Raw genomic sequence first — 16,230 nt, forward strand, 5'->3', positions numbered from 1 at the left:
TTCTTTCAGTCCTTGACGGCGCCCGCGGTGACCCCGGCGGCGATGTAACGCTGCGCGAGGACGAGGAGGAACGCCGCGGGCAGCGACGCGATCACGGCGGTGGCCATGATCGAGTTCCATTGCGTGGTGTTGTTGCCGATGTAGCGGAAGATGCCGAGCGTGATCGGGATGACGTCGCTGCTGCGGTTGAGCGTCGAGGCGAAGATGAAGTCCGACCACGCCCACAGGAACGCGAACAGCGACACGGTGATCACCGAGTTGCGGCTGAGCGGCAGCACGATCGAGCGGAACGACCGCCACGTGCTCGCCCCGTCGATCTGCGCCGCCGACAGCACCTCCTGCGGGATGCCCGCCATGAACGCGCGGAACAGCAGCACCCCGAACGGCACGGCCAGCGTCGAGTCCGCCACGATCAGACCCCAGACGGTGTTGAGCAGCCCGAGCCGCAGGTAGATCGCGTAGAAGCCCATGGCCATCACGACCGCGGGGATCATCTGCGCGGCCAGCAGCAGGAAGTCGAGCAGCCGGGTGCCGCGCGGGCGCAGCCTGGCCAGGGCGAACCCGGCCGGCAGCGACACCACCAGCGTCAGCACGACCGTGCCGAGGCCGATGAACAGGCTGGTCGCCAGCGCGGGCAGCTGCTGGCCGAGTGCGGCGGCGTATCCCTCGAAGGTGGGGTTCCACGGGAACCAGTGCGGCGGGTCGGCCCGCAGGTCCCGCGTCTTGGTGAGCGAGACGTTGACCATCCAGTAGACGGGGAAGAGCATCACGCCCGCCAGCACCACGCCGAGCGCCGTCTTCCAGCCGCTTCTGCGGGTCTTCATGCCGTTTCCTCCCTCTGCAGGCGCACGTGCACGAGGCCCGCCACGAAGGCGATGAGGATGAGCAGGTTGCCGACCGCCGCCGCGGGCGAGAAGTCGGGCTGCCCGGTGCCGAACGCCTCCCGGTACGACCAGATGGCCAGCGTCGTCGAGGCGTCGGCCGGGCCGCCGCGCGTCATGATCCAGATGATGTCGACGACCTTGAGCGTGTAGATCAGCCCGAGCAGCAGCGTGATCAGCGTCACCGGCCGCAGCAGCGGGAACGTGATGCGGGTGAAGCGCTGCCACGGCCCCGCACCGTCCAGGCCGGCGGCCTCGTACAGGTCGCCGGGGATGTTCTGCAGCCCGGCGTAGAGGATGACCAGGTTGAACGGCACGCCCAGCCAGATGTTGGCGACGGTGACCGCGAGCAGCGCGGTGTCCGGCGAGGTCAGCCAGTTGATCTGGCCGATGCCGAACGCCTGCAGCGCCGCGTTCACGATGCCGTTGTCGCTGTTGAGCAGCCACGACCAGGTGGACGCCGAGACGATCAGCGGCAGCAGCCACGGCACCAGGAACAGCGCCCGCAGCACGCCGGACAGGCGGAAGTTGCGGTGGAAGAAGACCGCGAGCGCCAGCCCGATGAGGTACTGCGCGGCGATGGACGCCAGCGTGAACACGGCGGTGTTGCGCAGCGCCCGCAGGAAGGTGTCGTCGGAGAGGATGGCGCGGTAGTTCGCCAGGCCGGTGAACTCCGGGTTCCCCTGGATGAACGCCCGCGGCGTGTAGTCGTGCAGGCTCAGGTCGATGTTGCGGTAGAGCGGATAGGCGTAGAAGACGATCATGTAGATGATGAGCGGGGCGAGGAAGGCGGCGGCGGTCCACCGCCCGGTCCGCCGCCGGCGGGGAGCGGCGTGCGCCGCTTCCCGCACCGCGCCCGCTCGGGTGTGCAGCGAGGTCATGGGCCACTCAGCCGCCGGTCGCCTGCTTGGCCTGCGCCTGCGCCTGCTTGAGCGCGTCGGCGGGGCTGGCCGAGCCGCTGAGCGCCTTCTGCACGCCGGTCCACAGCGCCTCGGAGATCTTCGGGTAGTCGGTGCCGAGGTTGTCGCTGGTACGTCCCTTCGCCGAGCGGACCGCGTCCACCCACGGCTTCAGGCTCGGCTCCGAGTCCAGGATGCGCTGCTGCCCCTCGGCGGTGGAGGGGATGTAGTACGCGAACGTGGTGCCGGTCTCCACCAGGCCCTCGGGCGTGGTCATGCACTCGAGGATCTTCTTGGTGACGTCGTAGCGCTTGGTGTCCTTCTGCACCGGGACGGTGATGAACTCGCCGCCGGTCGGCGTGGGCGCGACCCCGCCGTCCTTGCCGGGAATCTGCACGATCCCGGTCGGGAACTCCGCCTTCTTGGCGCTGTCGATCTGCCAGGTGCCGTTCTCGGCGAAGGCGAACTCGCCGGTCAGGAACTCCTCCCAGGTGGTGTTCTGGGAGTTACTGATGACCGAGTTGGGGGCGATGCCGCTCTTGACCCACGACGTCCACAACTCCAGCGCCTCCACGGCTTGCGGCGAGTCGAGCGCGGTGAGCTGCGCGCCGGCGCCCCAGAACCAGGGCAGGAACTGGAAGGAGCCTTCCTCGGTGCCGATGCCGGCGAACGTGATCGGCTTCTTGCCCGCCTTCTTGACCTTCTTCAGCGCGGCGTCGAGCGAGGCCCAGTCCTTGATGGAGTCCGGATCCACGCCGGCCGCGTCGAGGATCTTCTTGTTGTAGTAGAGCGCGAGGGTGTTGGCGCCGATGGGGATGCCGTACGTCTGCCCGTCCAGCTCGCCCGCCGCGATGAGGTTCTTGTCGAAGCGGGAGGTGTCGAGACCGAAGTCGGCCATCGTGGCCAGCATCCCGGCGTCCGCCAGCGTCGAGACGGCCGGGTTGTCGAGCAGGATCACGTCCGGCGCGTTGCCCTCCTGTCCCGCCAGCAGGGCCTGGTTGGTCAGCGCGGTCGTGTCGTAGGCGGTGCGCTCGATGGTGACGCCGGCCTCCTTGCCGCAGGCGTTCACCCGTCCGGCCCAGGCGGAGGACTTGTCGTGCTGCGGGTACGGGTCCCACCACGTGTACGCGCCGCCGCCGGAACTGCTCGCCGAATCCGTGCCGGACCCGCCCTGAGGGGCGGACGCGCAGGCGGTGAGTGCGGACAGCGCCAGGACCGCGGTTCCGAAGACCGCCGCCCTCGCGGACACCGACGGACGGTTCATCGATTCCTCCAATGTTAACGCTCACATCAGGAGCGTGCCGGGCTGATGGGGGGTGATGGACGATGGCTAGGAAGCGTGCGGGCGCGGGGGAGCGGTGCTGCCCCGGTCGGCAAGCTCCGGCGAGATGAAGCGCACCACGAACGGCTCCTTCCTGGCCGACGCCGACTCCACGCGGCGCACGAGCTGGCGCACCGCCATGGAGCCGAGCCGGTCGGGCGCGCTCTCGATGAAGGAGTAGGGCAGCGAGAACGTCGCGGCGAAGTCGGCGGAGTAGCGCCCGATGACCGACAGGTCGCCGGGCACCCGCAGCCCACGCTCGTAGGTGACCGAGGGCAGCGCCGCCGCGGCCGCCTCGTTGTTGATCAGCAGTCCTGTCGCCGCCGGGTAGGCGTCGAGCAGGTCGTGCAGCAGCCGGCCCACGGCCGGTTGCCGGGACTCGCCGTAGACGGCGTGCAGGGTGAGGCCGAGCGTGCGGGCGCGCTCCAGTGCCGCGTCGCGCAGGCGCCAGACGTACGCGCCGCCCCGCTCCACCACGTGCTCGGGCTGCGAGATGAGGATCAGCTCGCGGTGGCCGAGCCGGTGCAGGTGGTCCACCATGACCCGGCCGGCCTCCTCGAAGTCGAGGTCGAACACGTCGAGCCCCGAGCAGTCGCCCGGGAGCCCGACCAGCGCGCCCGGCTGCGGGGCGGCGCGCAGGATGGGCAGGCGGGCGTCGTCCTCGGCGATGTTCATCAGCACGACGCCGTCGACCATGCGCGAGTCGGTGACCCGCCGCAGTGCCCGCACGCCGTCGGCCTCGGTGACCAGCAGCGTGTCGTAGCCCAGGTCGCGGGCGGTGTTGGTGACGCCCAGGATGTACTGCATCATCGCGGGCGCGAACTCGTCCTCGTGGAACTGGGCGAGCAGACCGAGGACCTTGGTCTGGGCGGTGGCGAGGGCGCGGGCGCCCGCGTTCGGCGTGTACGCCAGCGCCTCGGCGGCGGCCAGCACGCGCCGGCGCACCTCCTCCGAGATGGGCCGCTTGCCCGACAGCGCGTACGACGCCGTGCTCCGGCTCACCCCGGCCTCCCGGGCCACGTCTCCGATCGTCGCCACTCTCACCTCCCGAATTCATCGAACCGGTTCGACGGTCGCGTTGCCATGCTCCCTCGCATCGTCGCTCCGATATCGCCTTCCTTGGAGCTCCAGGGTGGGGGACACCGTGATGGTGACCGCCGGTGGGCACCGGAGGCAGCGAACCGGTTCGAACGATGTGGCTCGACTGTTGCTCCGCCGCACGGCGGACGTCAAGGAGGAGCGAGGGTGGCGATACCGAATTGTGACATGACGGAAACGCGGAGCCGGGCCCATTGACGGGCGCGGGCGGGGCTGCGTAACGTACCGGCAACCCTGCGGTCGCGTTGCGCTGAAGCTCCCTCGGCTCTGTTAGCGCTCACATCCCAGGGACGTACGCATGCCATTTCCGCGCCTGACTGCTACTCGCCGGAGGGCGGTGCTCGCCGCGCTGCTCCCGGCCGCCCTCGCCCTCCCGTTAACCGCCACCCCCTCGACCGCGGCCGCCGCCCCGGAACCCGTGCTCGCCTACGAGTTCGACGCCGACGACGTCACCACCGGCACCGTCACCGACTCCTCGGGCAACGGCCTGGACGGCGAGCTGGTCAACGCCGGCACCGCCGCGCTGGTGGACGGCGCCTCAGGCGGGCACGCGCTCAGCCTGCCCGGCGGCGCCCCCACCTCGGACGGCGCCTACGTCAAGCTGCCCCTGGACGCGATCAAGGGCAGGACCGACCTGACCGTGTCCGCCCGCGTCAAGTGGGACGGCACCACCGCCCCCTGGCAGTGGATCTACGCCCTCGGCAAGGACAACTCCCGCTACCTGTTCAGCACCCCGTACAACGGGGACGGCCGGCTGCGCACCGCGGTCACCACCGGGGGCGGCGGCGCGGAGGCGCAGGTCACCGGCTACGCGCCGCTCCCGGCGAACGCCTGGAAGACCCTGACCGTCACCCTCGACACGGCGGCCGAGCGCGTCACCACCTACCTCGACGGCGCCGCCGTCGCCTCCGCCGCCACCACGATCACGGCGAGCCAGTTGGTGGACGCCGCCACCACCTCGGCCGGCTTCATCGGCCGCTCGTTCTACCCCGACCCGCTGTTCGACGGCGCCATCGACGACTTCCGGATCTACGGCGCCGCGCTCACCGCCGAGCAGGTCGCCGAGCTGGCCGGACCGCCGCCCGAGCCGGGCGAGCCGAGCAAGGACACCTTCGACGTGCGCACGGTCATCGGCAAGGCGCCCGCCCTGCCGCCCGCCGTCCGCGCCGCCTACTCCGACGGCTACGACCGCGACGTCCCCATCACCTGGCAGCCCGTGGACCCGGACGACTACGCCGAGGCCGGCACGTTCACCGTCACCGGCGCCGCCGCGGGACGGCCCGTCACCGCGACGGTCACCGTGATCCGCGAGGGCCAGCTGGTCGTCGACCTGGCCAAGGACACCGGCGCCTTCCACGGCGGCGCGTCCGGCACGCTCTACGGCCTGTACGGCCCGGGCGTGCCGACGAACAACCTCATCGAGGGCATGAAGCTGCGCACGGTCTCCACCAAGGCGCAGGACGGCCCGCAGCATCCCGGCGCCGACGCCCTGGAGGTGGTCAAGCCGCTGGCCGACAGCACCGGCGGCGACGTGTACATCTACATGACCGACATCCACCGCGGCTTCCCCTACCAGTGGCCGGGCGACACGCCGCAGGAGAAGCTCGCGACGTACCGGGAGAAGGTCGCGAGGCAGGTCGACCAGGTGCTCACGCTCGACCCGGAGTACCGCGAGCACGTGGTGTTCGTGCCGTTCAACGAGCCCGAGGGCAACATGTTCGGCACCGGCGAGTGGAGCTACAACGGCGTCAGCTGGCTGAGCGACCCCACCGACTATTTCCGGACATGGGATGACTTCTACCGGCTCATCAAGGGCAAGCTGCCCTCGGCCCGCATCGCAGGCCCGAACACCAGCGTGCTCTACTCCCAGGTCAAGGGCTTCCTGGAGCACACCGTCGAGGCCGGGACCGTGCCCGACGTGATGACCTGGCACGAACTCAGTCACCCCGAGCAGGTGCGCTCCAGCGTCAAGCGCTACCGCGAGATGGAGGCCGAGGTCTTCGCGGGGACCGCCCACGAGGGCAGGAAGCTGCCGATCAACATCAACGAGTACGCCTTCAACTACCACACCTCGGTGCCCGGCCAGATGATCCAGTGGATCTCCGCCATCGAGGAGTCGAAGGTGGACGCCGACATCGCGTACTGGAACATCGACGGCAACCTCAGCGACTCCGCCGTGCAGGCGAACCGCGGCAACGGCCAGTGGTGGCTGCTGCACGCCTACGGGCAGATGAGCGGGCACACCGTCGCGGTCACGCCGCCGTACCCCGGTCAGAACTACACGCTGCAGGGCGTCGCGACGCTGGACACCGGCAAGCGGCAGGCCCGCGCGATCATCGGCGGCGCGAGCAGCGCCGGGCACATCCGCTTCGAGCACGTGCCGGAGAAGGTGTTCGGGCGCAAGGTGCACGCGTGGATCAAGGAGATCCCGTGGACCGGGCAGATCGGCGACTCGCCGCAGCCGCGCGTCGTCGCCGAGCGCGACCTGACCGTCTCCGGCGGGGCCGTGGCGCTCGACTTCGGCTCCGGTGACCTGCCCAGGCTGGCGGAGTCGTCGGCGTACGAGATCGTGCTGACCCCGGCGGGGACCGGCACGCTGACCGCGCCCGCGCCGCAGCTGTGGGAGGGCTCGTACGAGGCCGAGGACGCCCGCTACACCGGTTCCGGCTACACCCGCAACGGGCCCGAGGGCTCGCCGTCGGACGTGTCGAAGTTCTACACCTCGGGCGGCTACGACGTCGGCGGGCTGCGCACCGGCTCCGACGGCGTGCTCGACTTCACCGTCGAGGTGCCCGAGACCGGCGACTACGACCTGAGCGTGTTCGCCAACTCGCTCAACACCTACGACCTCGTGCGCGAGCAGGGCCCCACGAACGTCTTCGTGCGCGTGGACGGGGGAGCGGAGCAGGAGGTGTTCCTGCCGCTCGGGTACAAGTGGGTGGTCTGGGACCACGCCGACACCACCGTACGGCTCACGGCGGGCCGGCACGTCATCTCGCTGGCCGCGCGCAGCCTCGACGGGAAGCGGGCCACCAAGGGCGACGCGATCGTGGACCGCATCGTGCTGCGGCTGCCGAACCCGGCGGCGGCGACGGCCGTCTACGAGGCCGAGCTGACCGAGGCGCGGACGGTCTATGACATCAAGGGAGCCACGGTGTCCGGCTCGGGCGGCGCGTCGCTCGGCAAGGGCAAGCCGGCGACGTTCTGGGTGTACTCGGCGCGCGACGCCGCCTCCGTCCTGGACCTCAAGGTGCTGTCCGGCGCGGCGAAGCTGGCCGTGAACGGCGTCGAGGTGCTGGGCAACGCCACGCGTGGTCACGCCACCGCCACGGTGTCGCTGTCGGGCGGCGTCAACAAGGTCACGGTGACCGGCCGCTCGGGCAAGGCGGTCATCGACCGGCTCGACGTGCGGCCGGGGACGCTGCCGGAGACCGCGTACCAGGCCGAGTCGGCCCGGCTCGCCGGCACCGCCAAGGCCGCCCCGCTCACCCTGGCCGACGGCGGGTCCGCCGTCACCGGTGTCGGAGGGCCGCCCGGCAACGGCAACACGCTCACCTTCGCCGTGCGGGCCGACGCGGCGGGCACGTACGCGATGCGGGTCCGCTACTCCAACCCCGAGCAGTCGCCCGCCACCCACTACAACCCCGACCCGCTGGCCCGCCACGCCGACATCAGCGTCAACGGCGGCGCGGCGCAGCGGGTGTCGTTCCCGCACACCTTCCACGAGAACAACTTCTGGGAGCTGACCGTCCCGGTGAAGCTGAAGAAGGGGGTCAACACGATCGGTTTCGCGAGCGAGGAGCTGCCGAACTTCGACGGCGAGACGTACGCCTCGGACACCTTCCCCGGCGTGCTGCTGCGCTCGCAGTTCGCGCCGATCATCGACAAGATCACCGTCGCGCGCTACAGCCGCTGACACCCCTCCTCTGAAGGACCGCCCGCGCCCCGCGGGCGGTCCTTCACGTCGCGCGCGGGGCCGCGCCGTAGAGGGCGTGGTCCACCAGGCGCTCGACGATCGAGGTGTCGAAGTCGACCTTGAGCACCAGCAGCCGGTGATAGCAGGCGCCCCAGAGCTGGTCGACGATGACGTGCAGGTCGGCGTCCGCGCGCAGCTGGCCCTGGCGCTGGGCGATGCGCAGGCGCTCGACGGCGAGGTCGCGCCGGGGGACGGCGTAGCTCTGCGACCAGGCGCGGGCGAGGTCGCCGTCGAGCTGCGCGGCCCCGACGAGCTGCGACACCGGCCCCTCGGCGCCCGACTCCTTCAGCCACCGCACGAACGCGCCGAGCTGCGTGATCAGGTCGGCGCGGATGTCGCCGGTGTCGGGGAAGTCGAGCAGCGCCCTGCTGTGCGTGAAGTACGCCTCGGCGGCCAGCGCCCCCGGCGACGGCCACCACTTGTAGAGGGTCGTCTTGCTGGACCCGGCCTCGGCCGCGACCCGTTCGAACGTGACCGCCTGCATGCCGTCGCGCAGCAGGATGCGCCCTGCCGCCTCCAGCACGGCGGCGCGCACCTCGGCGGCGGGCCGGCGCCCGCGTCCCCGTCGTACGGCTGCGCTCTCGGACATCGGCACCTCACTTATGGACGGAATGTTCATTTCGCTGTTATGGTTGAAATGAACGAACGGTCCATATCGTAGCGGAAGGCATCCAGCATGTCCGACAAGATCCAGCGAGTCGCCCTCATCACCGGCGCGTCCGGCGGCATCGGCAGGGCGAGCGCAGAACGCCTGGCCGCCGCCGGCTTCTCCGTCGTCGTGCACTACGCGGGCGGCGAGGACCGCGCCGAGCAGACCGCGCAGGCCGTGCGGGACGCCGGCGGCCGGGCCGTCGTCGCGGCCGGCGACGTCGCCGACGAGAACGCGATGGCCGAGGTGTTCGACCTCGCCGAGCGCGAATTCGGCGGCATCGACGTGCTCGTCCACGCCGCCGGCATCATGCCGACCGCGCCCATCGCGGAGACCCCGCTCGACACCTTCGACCGCATCCAGCGCGTCAACGTGCGCGGCACGTTCGTGGTGGACCAGCTCGCCGCCCGCCGCCTGCGCGCCGGCGGCGCCATCATCAACCTGTCCTCCTCGCTCACCCGGCTGCAGACCCCTACCTACGGCGCGTACGCCGCGTCGAAGGGCGCCGTCGAGGCGATGACGCTCATCCTCGCCCGCGAGCTGCGCGGCCGCGACATCACCGTCAACGCCGTCGCGCCTGGCCCGACCGCCACGCCGCTGTTCTTCGCCGGCAAGAGCCAGGAGACCATCGACCGCCTCGCCTCGCTCAACCCGATGGGCCGCCTCGGCGAGCCCGCCGACGCCGCCGAGGTGGTCGCCTTCCTCGCCGGGCCGGGCCGCTGGGTGAACGGCCAGGTCCTCCACGTCAACGGCGGCGCCGCCTGACCCCGGCGCGCCAGAGAGGAGCCCCCACCATGCCCGTCGTACTCATCACCGGATCGTCCACCGGCATCGGCCGCCTGACCGCCGAGACCCTGGCCGCGGCCGGCCACACCGTCTACGCCACCATGCGCGACCCCGAGGGCCGCGACGCCGCCGCCGTGGCCGAGCTGACGAAGCGCGCCCGCGACCGGGGCCACGCCCTGCGGGTCGTCGCCCTCGACGTCACCTCGCAGACCTCCGCCGACGCCGCCGTGCGCACCGTGCTGGACGAGGCGGGCGAGCTGGACGTCGTCGTGCACAACGCCGGCCACCTGTTCATCGGGTACGCCGAGGCGTTCACCGGCGACGACGTCGCCCACCTGTTCGACGTCAACACGATCGGGGCGCAGCGGGTCAACCGCGCGGCGCTGCCGCACCTGCGCGAGCGCCGCTCAGGGACGCTCGTCTACGTCAGCAGCACCAGCCTCGTCACCACCCCGCCGTTCCTCGGCCCGTACGTGGCCTCCAAGGCGGCCTTCGACGCGCTGGCCGTGGTGACGTCGTACGAGGTGTCGCAGTTCGGCATCGAGACCTCGATCGTCATGCCCGGCGCGATCACCCAGGGCACCGGCCACTTCGCCAACGCCTCCAGGGCGAGCGACCAGCAGGTGACCGCCCAGTACGCCGAGCTGGACCCGCTCGTCGAGCGCACCCACGAGGCGCACGAGCAGCTGTTCGAGGCGGGGACGACCGCCGACCCGCAGGACGTGGCCGACGAGATCCGCCGCATCCTCGCCCTGCCCGCCGGCCGCCGCCCGTTCCGCTCGGTCGTGGACGCCGCACGGGCCGGGGTCGACCACGTCATGGCCCTCAGCGACCTCACCCGCGAAGCCTTCGTCCGCCGCCTGGGCTTCGCCGAAACCCTGGAGCTGAAGCGATGACCGCCCGCACCGTTACAGCGGCCCTGGTCGCGGTGCTGGTGACGGGGGCCTGTTCGGCGGCGCCCGCACCCGCTCCGGTGGCGGACCCGTCCCGGCTGGTGGTGACCTTACCGGCGGGCCCGGTGGCGACCTTAGGTGAGCCGGCCGAGCTGGTCACCGGCCTGCAGGCGCCGTGGGGCCTGACATTCCTGCCCGACGGCTCGGCGCTGGTGTCGGAGCGCATCAGCGGCCGCATCCTGCGCATCCCCGCCGCCGGCGGCGCGGCCCGCGAGGTGGGCGTCGTGCCGGAGGTGCACGCCGGCTCGGAGGGCGGCCTGCTCGGCATCGTCGCCTCACCGAGCTTCGCCACCGACCGCACCGTCTACGCCTCCGTCTCAGGCCGGGACGCCAACCGCATCGTCGCGCTCACCATCGCCGCCGGCTACGACGCGCTCAGCGTGGACCGGGTGCTGCTCGACGGCATCCAGACCGCCGACAGGCACCACGGCGGCCGCCTCGTGATCGGACCCGACGGCCACCTGTGGATCGGGACGGGCGACGCGTTCGAGCCCGAGAACGCCGCCACCCCCGACTCGCTCAACGGCAAGATCCTCCGCATCGCACTCGACGGCTCCATCCCTGCGGACAACCCGGCCCGATCACCCGTCTACTCCGGCGGCCACCGCAACGTGCAGGGCATCGCGTTCGCCCCCGACGGCACCGCGTACGCCTCCGAGCTGGGCCACCGCACCTGGGACGAGGTGAACGTGCTGCGCGCGGGCGCCGACTACGGCTGGCCGGAGACCGAGGGCACGGAAGGCTCGACCGGCGTCCCCCCGATCGCCACCCTCCACCCCGACGACGCCAGCCCCTCGGGCGTCGCCTACGCGAAGGGCTCGCTCTGGATCGGCGCGCTCGGCGGCCAACGCCTGTGGCAGCTCCCGGTCACCGCCGGCACCGCCACCTCCGACCCCATCGCCCACTTCCACGGCGACTACGGCCGCATCCGTACGGTCGAGGTCGCCCCCGACGGCGCCCTGTGGCTCGTCACCTCCAATACCGACCGCGCGACCTGGGGCGGCACCGACCCCCGCCCGGGCGACGACCGCGTCCTCAGGGTCGACGTCCGGGAAGGCCGCTGACTCAGCGGAGCAGGCCGACGAACATCGTGCGGCGCAGGACCTCCACGTGGGCCCTGGCCACGCGTACCGCCTCCACCGCGCCACCCCGTTCCAGCGCCGTCACCAGCGCGGCGTGCTCCTTGTTCGACTCGCGCAGGTAGTCCAGGGGATAGGGCAGGTAGTAGCGGTAGAGGCGGCGCAGCACGGGCCCGTAGTGCGCCGCCGCCGACTCCACGCCCGACGCCGCCGCGAGCGCCAGGTGAAAGCGTTCGTCGCAGGTGTGGAAGTCGGCCCAGCCCGAAGCCTGGTCCATCTCGGCGACCAGGGCCTTCAGCTCGGCCAGCTGCTCGGCGGTGACGGCGGTCGCGGCCAGGTGGGTCAGGCCGCACTCCAGCAGCAGACGCTGGTCGATGAGCCGGTGCACCTCGGCCGCGGCCGTGCGGTAGGCCGCGGTCTCGGCCACCTTCCCGATGGCCGGCTCGTCGGCGACCATGGTGCCGCCCGAGCGGCCGCGGCGGCGTACCAGGACGCCTTCCTCGCACAAGGCGGTGAGCGCGCGCCGCACGGTGATCTCCCCGACGTCGAGTGCGCGGGCGACGTCGGCGGTGGGGGGCAGGCGCTCGCCGGGCTTGAGCAGCCCGAGGTCGACGGCCAGGGCGATGCGGGCGCGCACGGTGTCGAGCGCGGTGAGCCGCCGCAGCCCCTCCAGGGCCTCCGAGTTGAGCGCGGTCAGGGCGTCCATGGTCACCACCGTACGTTGCCTAAAAAGCTCAATATGAGCTATTTTGGGGCACCACCGCACAGACGTGCTGGTCAGAACGCAGGTGGACGATGCCCAGGCCCCTCCCCGTCGCGCTCGCGCAGAGCGAGCCGCTGCCCGCGGGCGCGCCCGTGTCGCGGTTCGCCGAGCACGTGGAGGACGCCCTGGCGAGCTTCCCCGGCACCCGGATGGTGATATTTCCGGAGCTGCACCTGTTCGGCAGCCGGGTACGCCCGGCCGAACGCGACGCCGAGCTGGCCGCCACGGCGCAGCCGCTCGACGGCCCCCTGGTCGGGCAGCTGGCCGAGCTGGCCGGTGACCTCGGCGTCTGGCTGCTGCCCGGCACGATCTGCGAGCGCGGCGACGGCGGCACGCTGCACAACACCGCGCTGGTGCTCTCCCCGGAGGGCGAGCTGACGGCCTCCTACCGCAAGGTCTTCCCCTGGCGGCCGTACGAGCCGTACCTGCCGGGCGACCGCTTCGTCGTCTGCGACCTGCCTGGCGCCGGCCGCATCGGCCTGTCCATCTGCTACGACGCCTGGTTCCCCGAGGTGGCCAGGCACCTCGCCTGGATGGGCGCCGAGGTGATCGTCAACCCCGTGATGACCACCACCGCCGACCGCGCGCAGGAGCTCGTGCTGGCCCGCGCCAACGCGATCGTCAATCAGGTGTACGTGGTCTCCGTCAACACCGCCGCCCCCACCGGCACGGGACGCAGCCTCGTGGTGGACCCCGAAGGCCGGGTCAGGGCCGAGGCGGGGGAGGCGGCCACCGTGCTGACCGACGTGCTCGACCTCGACGACGTCACCCGCGTCCGCCGCCACGGCACCGCCGGGCTCAACCGCGTCTGGTCGCAGTTCACCGACGCCGACCGGCCCATCGACCTGCCCCTCTACCAGGGGCGTATCGACCCCGGCCGGTGGAGGCCGGCCGGCGCACCCCCGGAGTGACCATGCCACCCACCCCGCACCCCACGCTCCGGCGTACGCTCGGCCTGCGGTCCGTCGTCCTGTTCGGGCTGGCGTACCTGACGCCGCTCATCGTGCTCGGCATCTTCGGCGTCGTCGCCGAGACCACGGCGGGCGCGGCGCCGTCGGCGTACGCGCTGGCGCTGGTCGCGATGCTGTTCACCGCGCTCAGCTACGGCCGGATGGCCGCCGCCTACCCGGTCGCCGGCTCGGCCTACACCTACGTCCGCCGCACCGTGGACGCCCGCGCCGGCTTCCTGGTCGGCTGGGCCGTGCTGCTCGACTACTTCTTCCTGCCCATGGTCATCTGGCTGATCGGCGGCTCCTACCTGGCGGCCCAGTTCCCCGGCGTGCCGACGCCGGTGTGGATCGTCGCGTTCGTCGTGCTCACCACCGGGCTCAACCTGGCCGGCATCAAGGTCGCCGACCGCGCCAACTCGCTCCTCATGGTCTTCCAGATCCTCGTGCTCGGCTTCTTCGTGCTGCTCGCCGCCGGGCACCTCATCAGCGGCAGCGGGCCCGGGGCGCTGTTCGAGCTGACGCCGTTCACCGGCCAGGGCGCGAGCCTGTCCACGGTCGCCGCGGGCGCGGCCATCGCCGCGTACTCCTTCCTCGGCTTCGACGCCGTCACCACGCTCACCGAGGAGACCGTGGAGCCGCGCCGCACGATCCCCCGGGCGATCCTGCTGGTCGCGCTCATCGGCGGCGGCATCTTCGTCGTCGTCTCGTACGTCACCCAGCTCGTCCACCCGGGCGGCGCGTTCGCCGACTCCTCCGCGGCGGCCTCGGAGATCGCGCGGACCATCGGCGGCAGCCTGTTCGGCGCGGTCTTCCTGGCCGGGCTGGTGGTCGCCCAGTTCACCTCCGGCCTGGCCGCCCAGGCCAGCACCACCCGCCTGCTGTACGCCATGGGCCGCGACGCCGTGCTGCCCCGCCGGATCTTCGGCTACCTGCACCCGCGCCTGCGCACCCCCGTCTTCTCCATCCTGCTCACCGGCCTGGTCGGCCTGATCGCGGTCCGGATGGACGTGGCCACCTCGACGTCGTTCATCAACTTCGGCGCCTTCACCGCGTTCGTGTTCGTCAACGTGGCGGTGATCGCCCACTACGTCCGCGAGCGCCGGGCCGGGCGGCGGCTCGGCGTGCTCGCGTACGCGGTGGCGCCGGCGATCGGCGCGGTCATCGACCTCTACCTGCTCACGCAGCTCGACGGCCACGCCATCACGCTCGGGCTGGTCTGGCTGGCGGCCGGCGCCGCCTATCTCGCCTATCTCACCCGGCTGTTCCGCGTCCCGCCGCCCGAGCTGGACTTCGCCGAGCAGCAGGCCGCGCCGGTCAGCTCGGGCTGAACCAGCGGATGAGCGCCGCCTTCAGCCCGTCGGGGTCGTCGCCGGCCCACGCCACGTAGCCGTCGGGGCGGATCAACAGGGCGGGCGCGGGGGAATCCGGGGCGGTCGCGGCGACCCGGCGTACCCCGGTCCAGGGCTCGGCGACGGCGGCCAGGGCGGTGCCGCCGGTCAGGTCGAGCAGCAGCGGGCGGGCGTCGCGCTGCAGCTCGGCCAGCCGCCTGACCTGGCCGTCGGCGGTGGTCACGTCGAGCGGCGGCGCGAACCGGCCGGTGGGCTCGGCCCGCTGGTCGCCGCCCATGTCGTAGCGGACGTCCGAGCCCGCCACCAGGCCGGCCACCAGCCGCAGGTTGCCGGCGCCGGTCAGCAGCTCGGCGAACAGGGCGCGCAGCGCGGTGACGTCGTCGCCGGGCGCCAGCAGCGCGCTCGCCGCCCTGGTGTGCATGATGACGCGCTCGGCGCCGGCCCGCCGCTCGCTCTCGTACGTCGCGAGCAGGCCGTCCCCGGCGCTGCCGCGTACGACGGCGGCGAGCTTCCATGCCAGGTTGGCCGCGTCCTGGAGCGCGAGGTTCAGGGTCGGGCCGTGGCTGACGTGCGCGGCGTCGCCGGCGAGGAAGACCCGGCCGGCGCGGTAGCGCTCGGCGATCCGGTAGCTGCGGCCGGACATGCGGCGCAGCATCCTGGGCGCGCCCTCCGGCGGCGGGCTCAGCGGCAGCCGCACGCCGAGCACCCGCTCCACGCTGGCCTCCATCTCGGCCAGCGTCATCGGCGTGCCGGGCCCGGGATGGTCGCCGTCCGGGTGCTGCTCCCACTCCGCCGTGTTGATCAGCGGCCGCTGCGGGTCGTGCCCGAGCAGCGTGAAGACACCCCTGCCGGTGCGGTGGAACGCGGCCGGGATCTCGCCCAGGCCCTCGATCGCCACCCGCCCGCCCGGCAGGAACCGGATGCGGTCGCTCGGCCCGATGAGCGCGGACCGGTCGACGGTGTGCTCGTCCTCGCCGCCGGCGAACGCGATGCCCGCCTGCTTGCGGACCGAGCTGCGGCTGCCGTCGCAGCCCACGAGGTAGCGGGCCGCCAGCGTGGTCTCGGTGCCGTCCAGGCCGCGGGCCACGACCTCCACCCGGTCGCCGTACTGGGCGAACGAGCGCACCTCCCAGCCCCGCCGCACCTCCGCGCCCAGCTCGGCCGCCCGCTCGGCGAGCACCCGCTCCAGGTCGCGCTGGTTGATCGGCAGCAGGTGCATCGGGTTGTCCGCGCCGAGCAGGTGCAGCGGCAGCGGCAGGCCGCCGAAGAAGAACCCCGGCGCCGGGCGCGGCGCCCCCGGGCTGCCGCAGCGGTCGAGCAGGCCGCGATGGTCCAGCAGCCGCACGACCTGTCCGGCCAGGCCGTGCGCCTTGTCGGCCTGGTCGGGCCCCGGCCGCCGCTCCAGGACGAGGGGCCTGGCCCCAGCCAGGCGCAGCTCGGTGGCGAGGAAGAGGCCGGCGGGACCGCCGCCGACGATGATGACGTCGAACGTCAAGGACGTCTCCTTAGGATACGCATGTGTATCT

The 16,230-nt window shown here is 72.2% G+C and carries 13 protein-coding genes; 6 read left to right on the plus strand and 7 right to left on the minus strand.

Going from position 1 to position 16,230, the window contains the following annotated elements; genetic code table 11:
- Positions 1–5: 5 nt before the first annotated feature.
- The 4 genes from AB0K12_RS41950 to AB0K12_RS41965 all read right to left on the minus strand — a co-directional run bounded on the left by AB0K12_RS41950 (position 6) and on the right by AB0K12_RS41965 (position 4,139).
- On the minus strand, positions 6–824 hold the full coding sequence (locus tag AB0K12_RS41950) for a carbohydrate ABC transporter permease (protein WP_364573719.1): 819 nt from the start codon (positions 822–824) through the stop codon (positions 6–8).
- The gene (locus AB0K12_RS41955) at positions 821–1,762 is read right to left on the minus strand and encodes a sugar ABC transporter permease (protein WP_345405677.1); all 942 of its coding nucleotides are present in this window, start codon (positions 1,760–1,762) and stop codon (positions 821–823) included. Before AB0K12_RS41955 ends, AB0K12_RS41950 begins: the two co-directional genes overlap by 4 nt.
- 7 nt (positions 1,763–1,769) lie before the next feature.
- Entirely contained in the window at positions 1,770–3,044 is a 1,275-nt protein-coding gene (locus AB0K12_RS41960; RefSeq protein ID WP_364573722.1) for an extracellular solute-binding protein, read from the minus strand.
- 66 nt (positions 3,045–3,110) lie between these two features.
- Positions 3,111–4,139, minus strand: coding sequence for a LacI family DNA-binding transcriptional regulator (locus AB0K12_RS41965; protein WP_364573724.1), 1,029 nt, complete (start codon positions 4,137–4,139; stop codon positions 3,111–3,113).
- A 358-nt stretch (positions 4,140–4,497) separates the two neighbouring features.
- Here AB0K12_RS41965 and AB0K12_RS41970 point away from each other — a divergent pair, with 358 nt between their 5' ends.
- Complete coding sequence (locus tag AB0K12_RS41970; RefSeq protein WP_364573726.1) at positions 4,498–8,115, plus strand: LamG-like jellyroll fold domain-containing protein; 3,618 nt, start codon at positions 4,498–4,500, stop codon at positions 8,113–8,115.
- Between the two features lie 43 nt (positions 8,116–8,158).
- Here the strand turns inward: AB0K12_RS41970 and AB0K12_RS41975 are convergent, their stop codons facing one another.
- Positions 8,159–8,764 (minus strand): TetR/AcrR family transcriptional regulator C-terminal ligand-binding domain-containing protein, encoded by a 606-nt coding sequence (locus AB0K12_RS41975; protein WP_364573728.1) that lies wholly within the window; start codon positions 8,762–8,764, stop codon positions 8,159–8,161.
- An 87-nt stretch (positions 8,765–8,851) separates the two neighbouring features.
- Here AB0K12_RS41975 and AB0K12_RS41980 point away from each other — a divergent pair, with 87 nt between their 5' ends.
- The 3 genes from AB0K12_RS41980 to AB0K12_RS41990 are packed head-to-tail and all read left to right on the plus strand — an operon-like array spanning position 8,852 to position 11,627.
- Entirely contained in the window at positions 8,852–9,589 is a 738-nt protein-coding gene (locus tag AB0K12_RS41980) for an SDR family oxidoreductase (RefSeq protein ID WP_364573730.1), read from the plus strand.
- 29 nt (positions 9,590–9,618) lie between these two features.
- Complete coding sequence (locus AB0K12_RS41985; RefSeq protein ID WP_364573732.1) at positions 9,619–10,506, plus strand: SDR family oxidoreductase; 888 nt, start codon at positions 9,619–9,621, stop codon at positions 10,504–10,506.
- Positions 10,503–11,627 (plus strand): PQQ-dependent sugar dehydrogenase, encoded by a 1,125-nt coding sequence (locus AB0K12_RS41990; protein WP_364573734.1) that lies wholly within the window; start codon positions 10,503–10,505, stop codon positions 11,625–11,627. The genes AB0K12_RS41985 and AB0K12_RS41990 overlap by 4 nt, the downstream gene beginning before the upstream one ends.
- Before the next feature lies 1 nt (position 11,628).
- On the opposite strand, the gene AB0K12_RS41995 is transcribed toward AB0K12_RS41990, so the two are convergent.
- The gene (locus AB0K12_RS41995; RefSeq protein ID WP_364573736.1) at positions 11,629–12,348 is read right to left on the minus strand and encodes an FCD domain-containing protein; all 720 of its coding nucleotides are present in this window, start codon (positions 12,346–12,348) and stop codon (positions 11,629–11,631) included.
- Positions 12,349–12,437: 89 nt separating this feature from the next.
- Here AB0K12_RS41995 and AB0K12_RS42000 point away from each other — a divergent pair, with 89 nt between their 5' ends.
- A complete protein-coding gene (locus AB0K12_RS42000; protein ID WP_364573738.1) occupies positions 12,438–13,316 on the plus strand; it encodes a carbon-nitrogen hydrolase family protein in 879 nt (292 codons plus the stop codon).
- Positions 13,317–13,318: 2 nt separating this feature from the next.
- Entirely contained in the window at positions 13,319–14,683 is a 1,365-nt protein-coding gene (locus AB0K12_RS42005) for an APC family permease (RefSeq protein WP_364573740.1), read from the plus strand.
- On the opposite strand, the gene AB0K12_RS42010 is transcribed toward AB0K12_RS42005, so the two are convergent.
- Positions 14,670–16,199 carry an FAD-dependent monooxygenase gene (locus AB0K12_RS42010; protein WP_364573742.1) on the minus strand — a complete coding sequence of 510 codons (1,530 nt, stop codon included), beginning with the start codon at positions 16,197–16,199 and terminating at the stop codon, positions 14,670–14,672. The two genes, AB0K12_RS42005 and AB0K12_RS42010, sit on opposite strands and share 14 nt — an antisense overlap.
- Positions 16,200–16,230: the final 31 nt, after the last annotated feature.

Origin of the sequence: Nonomuraea sp. NPDC049419 (genome assembly GCF_040676995.1) — a bacterium.
GTDB classification, from domain to species: Bacteria; Actinomycetota; Actinomycetes; order Streptosporangiales; family Streptosporangiaceae; genus Nonomuraea; species Nonomuraea salmonea.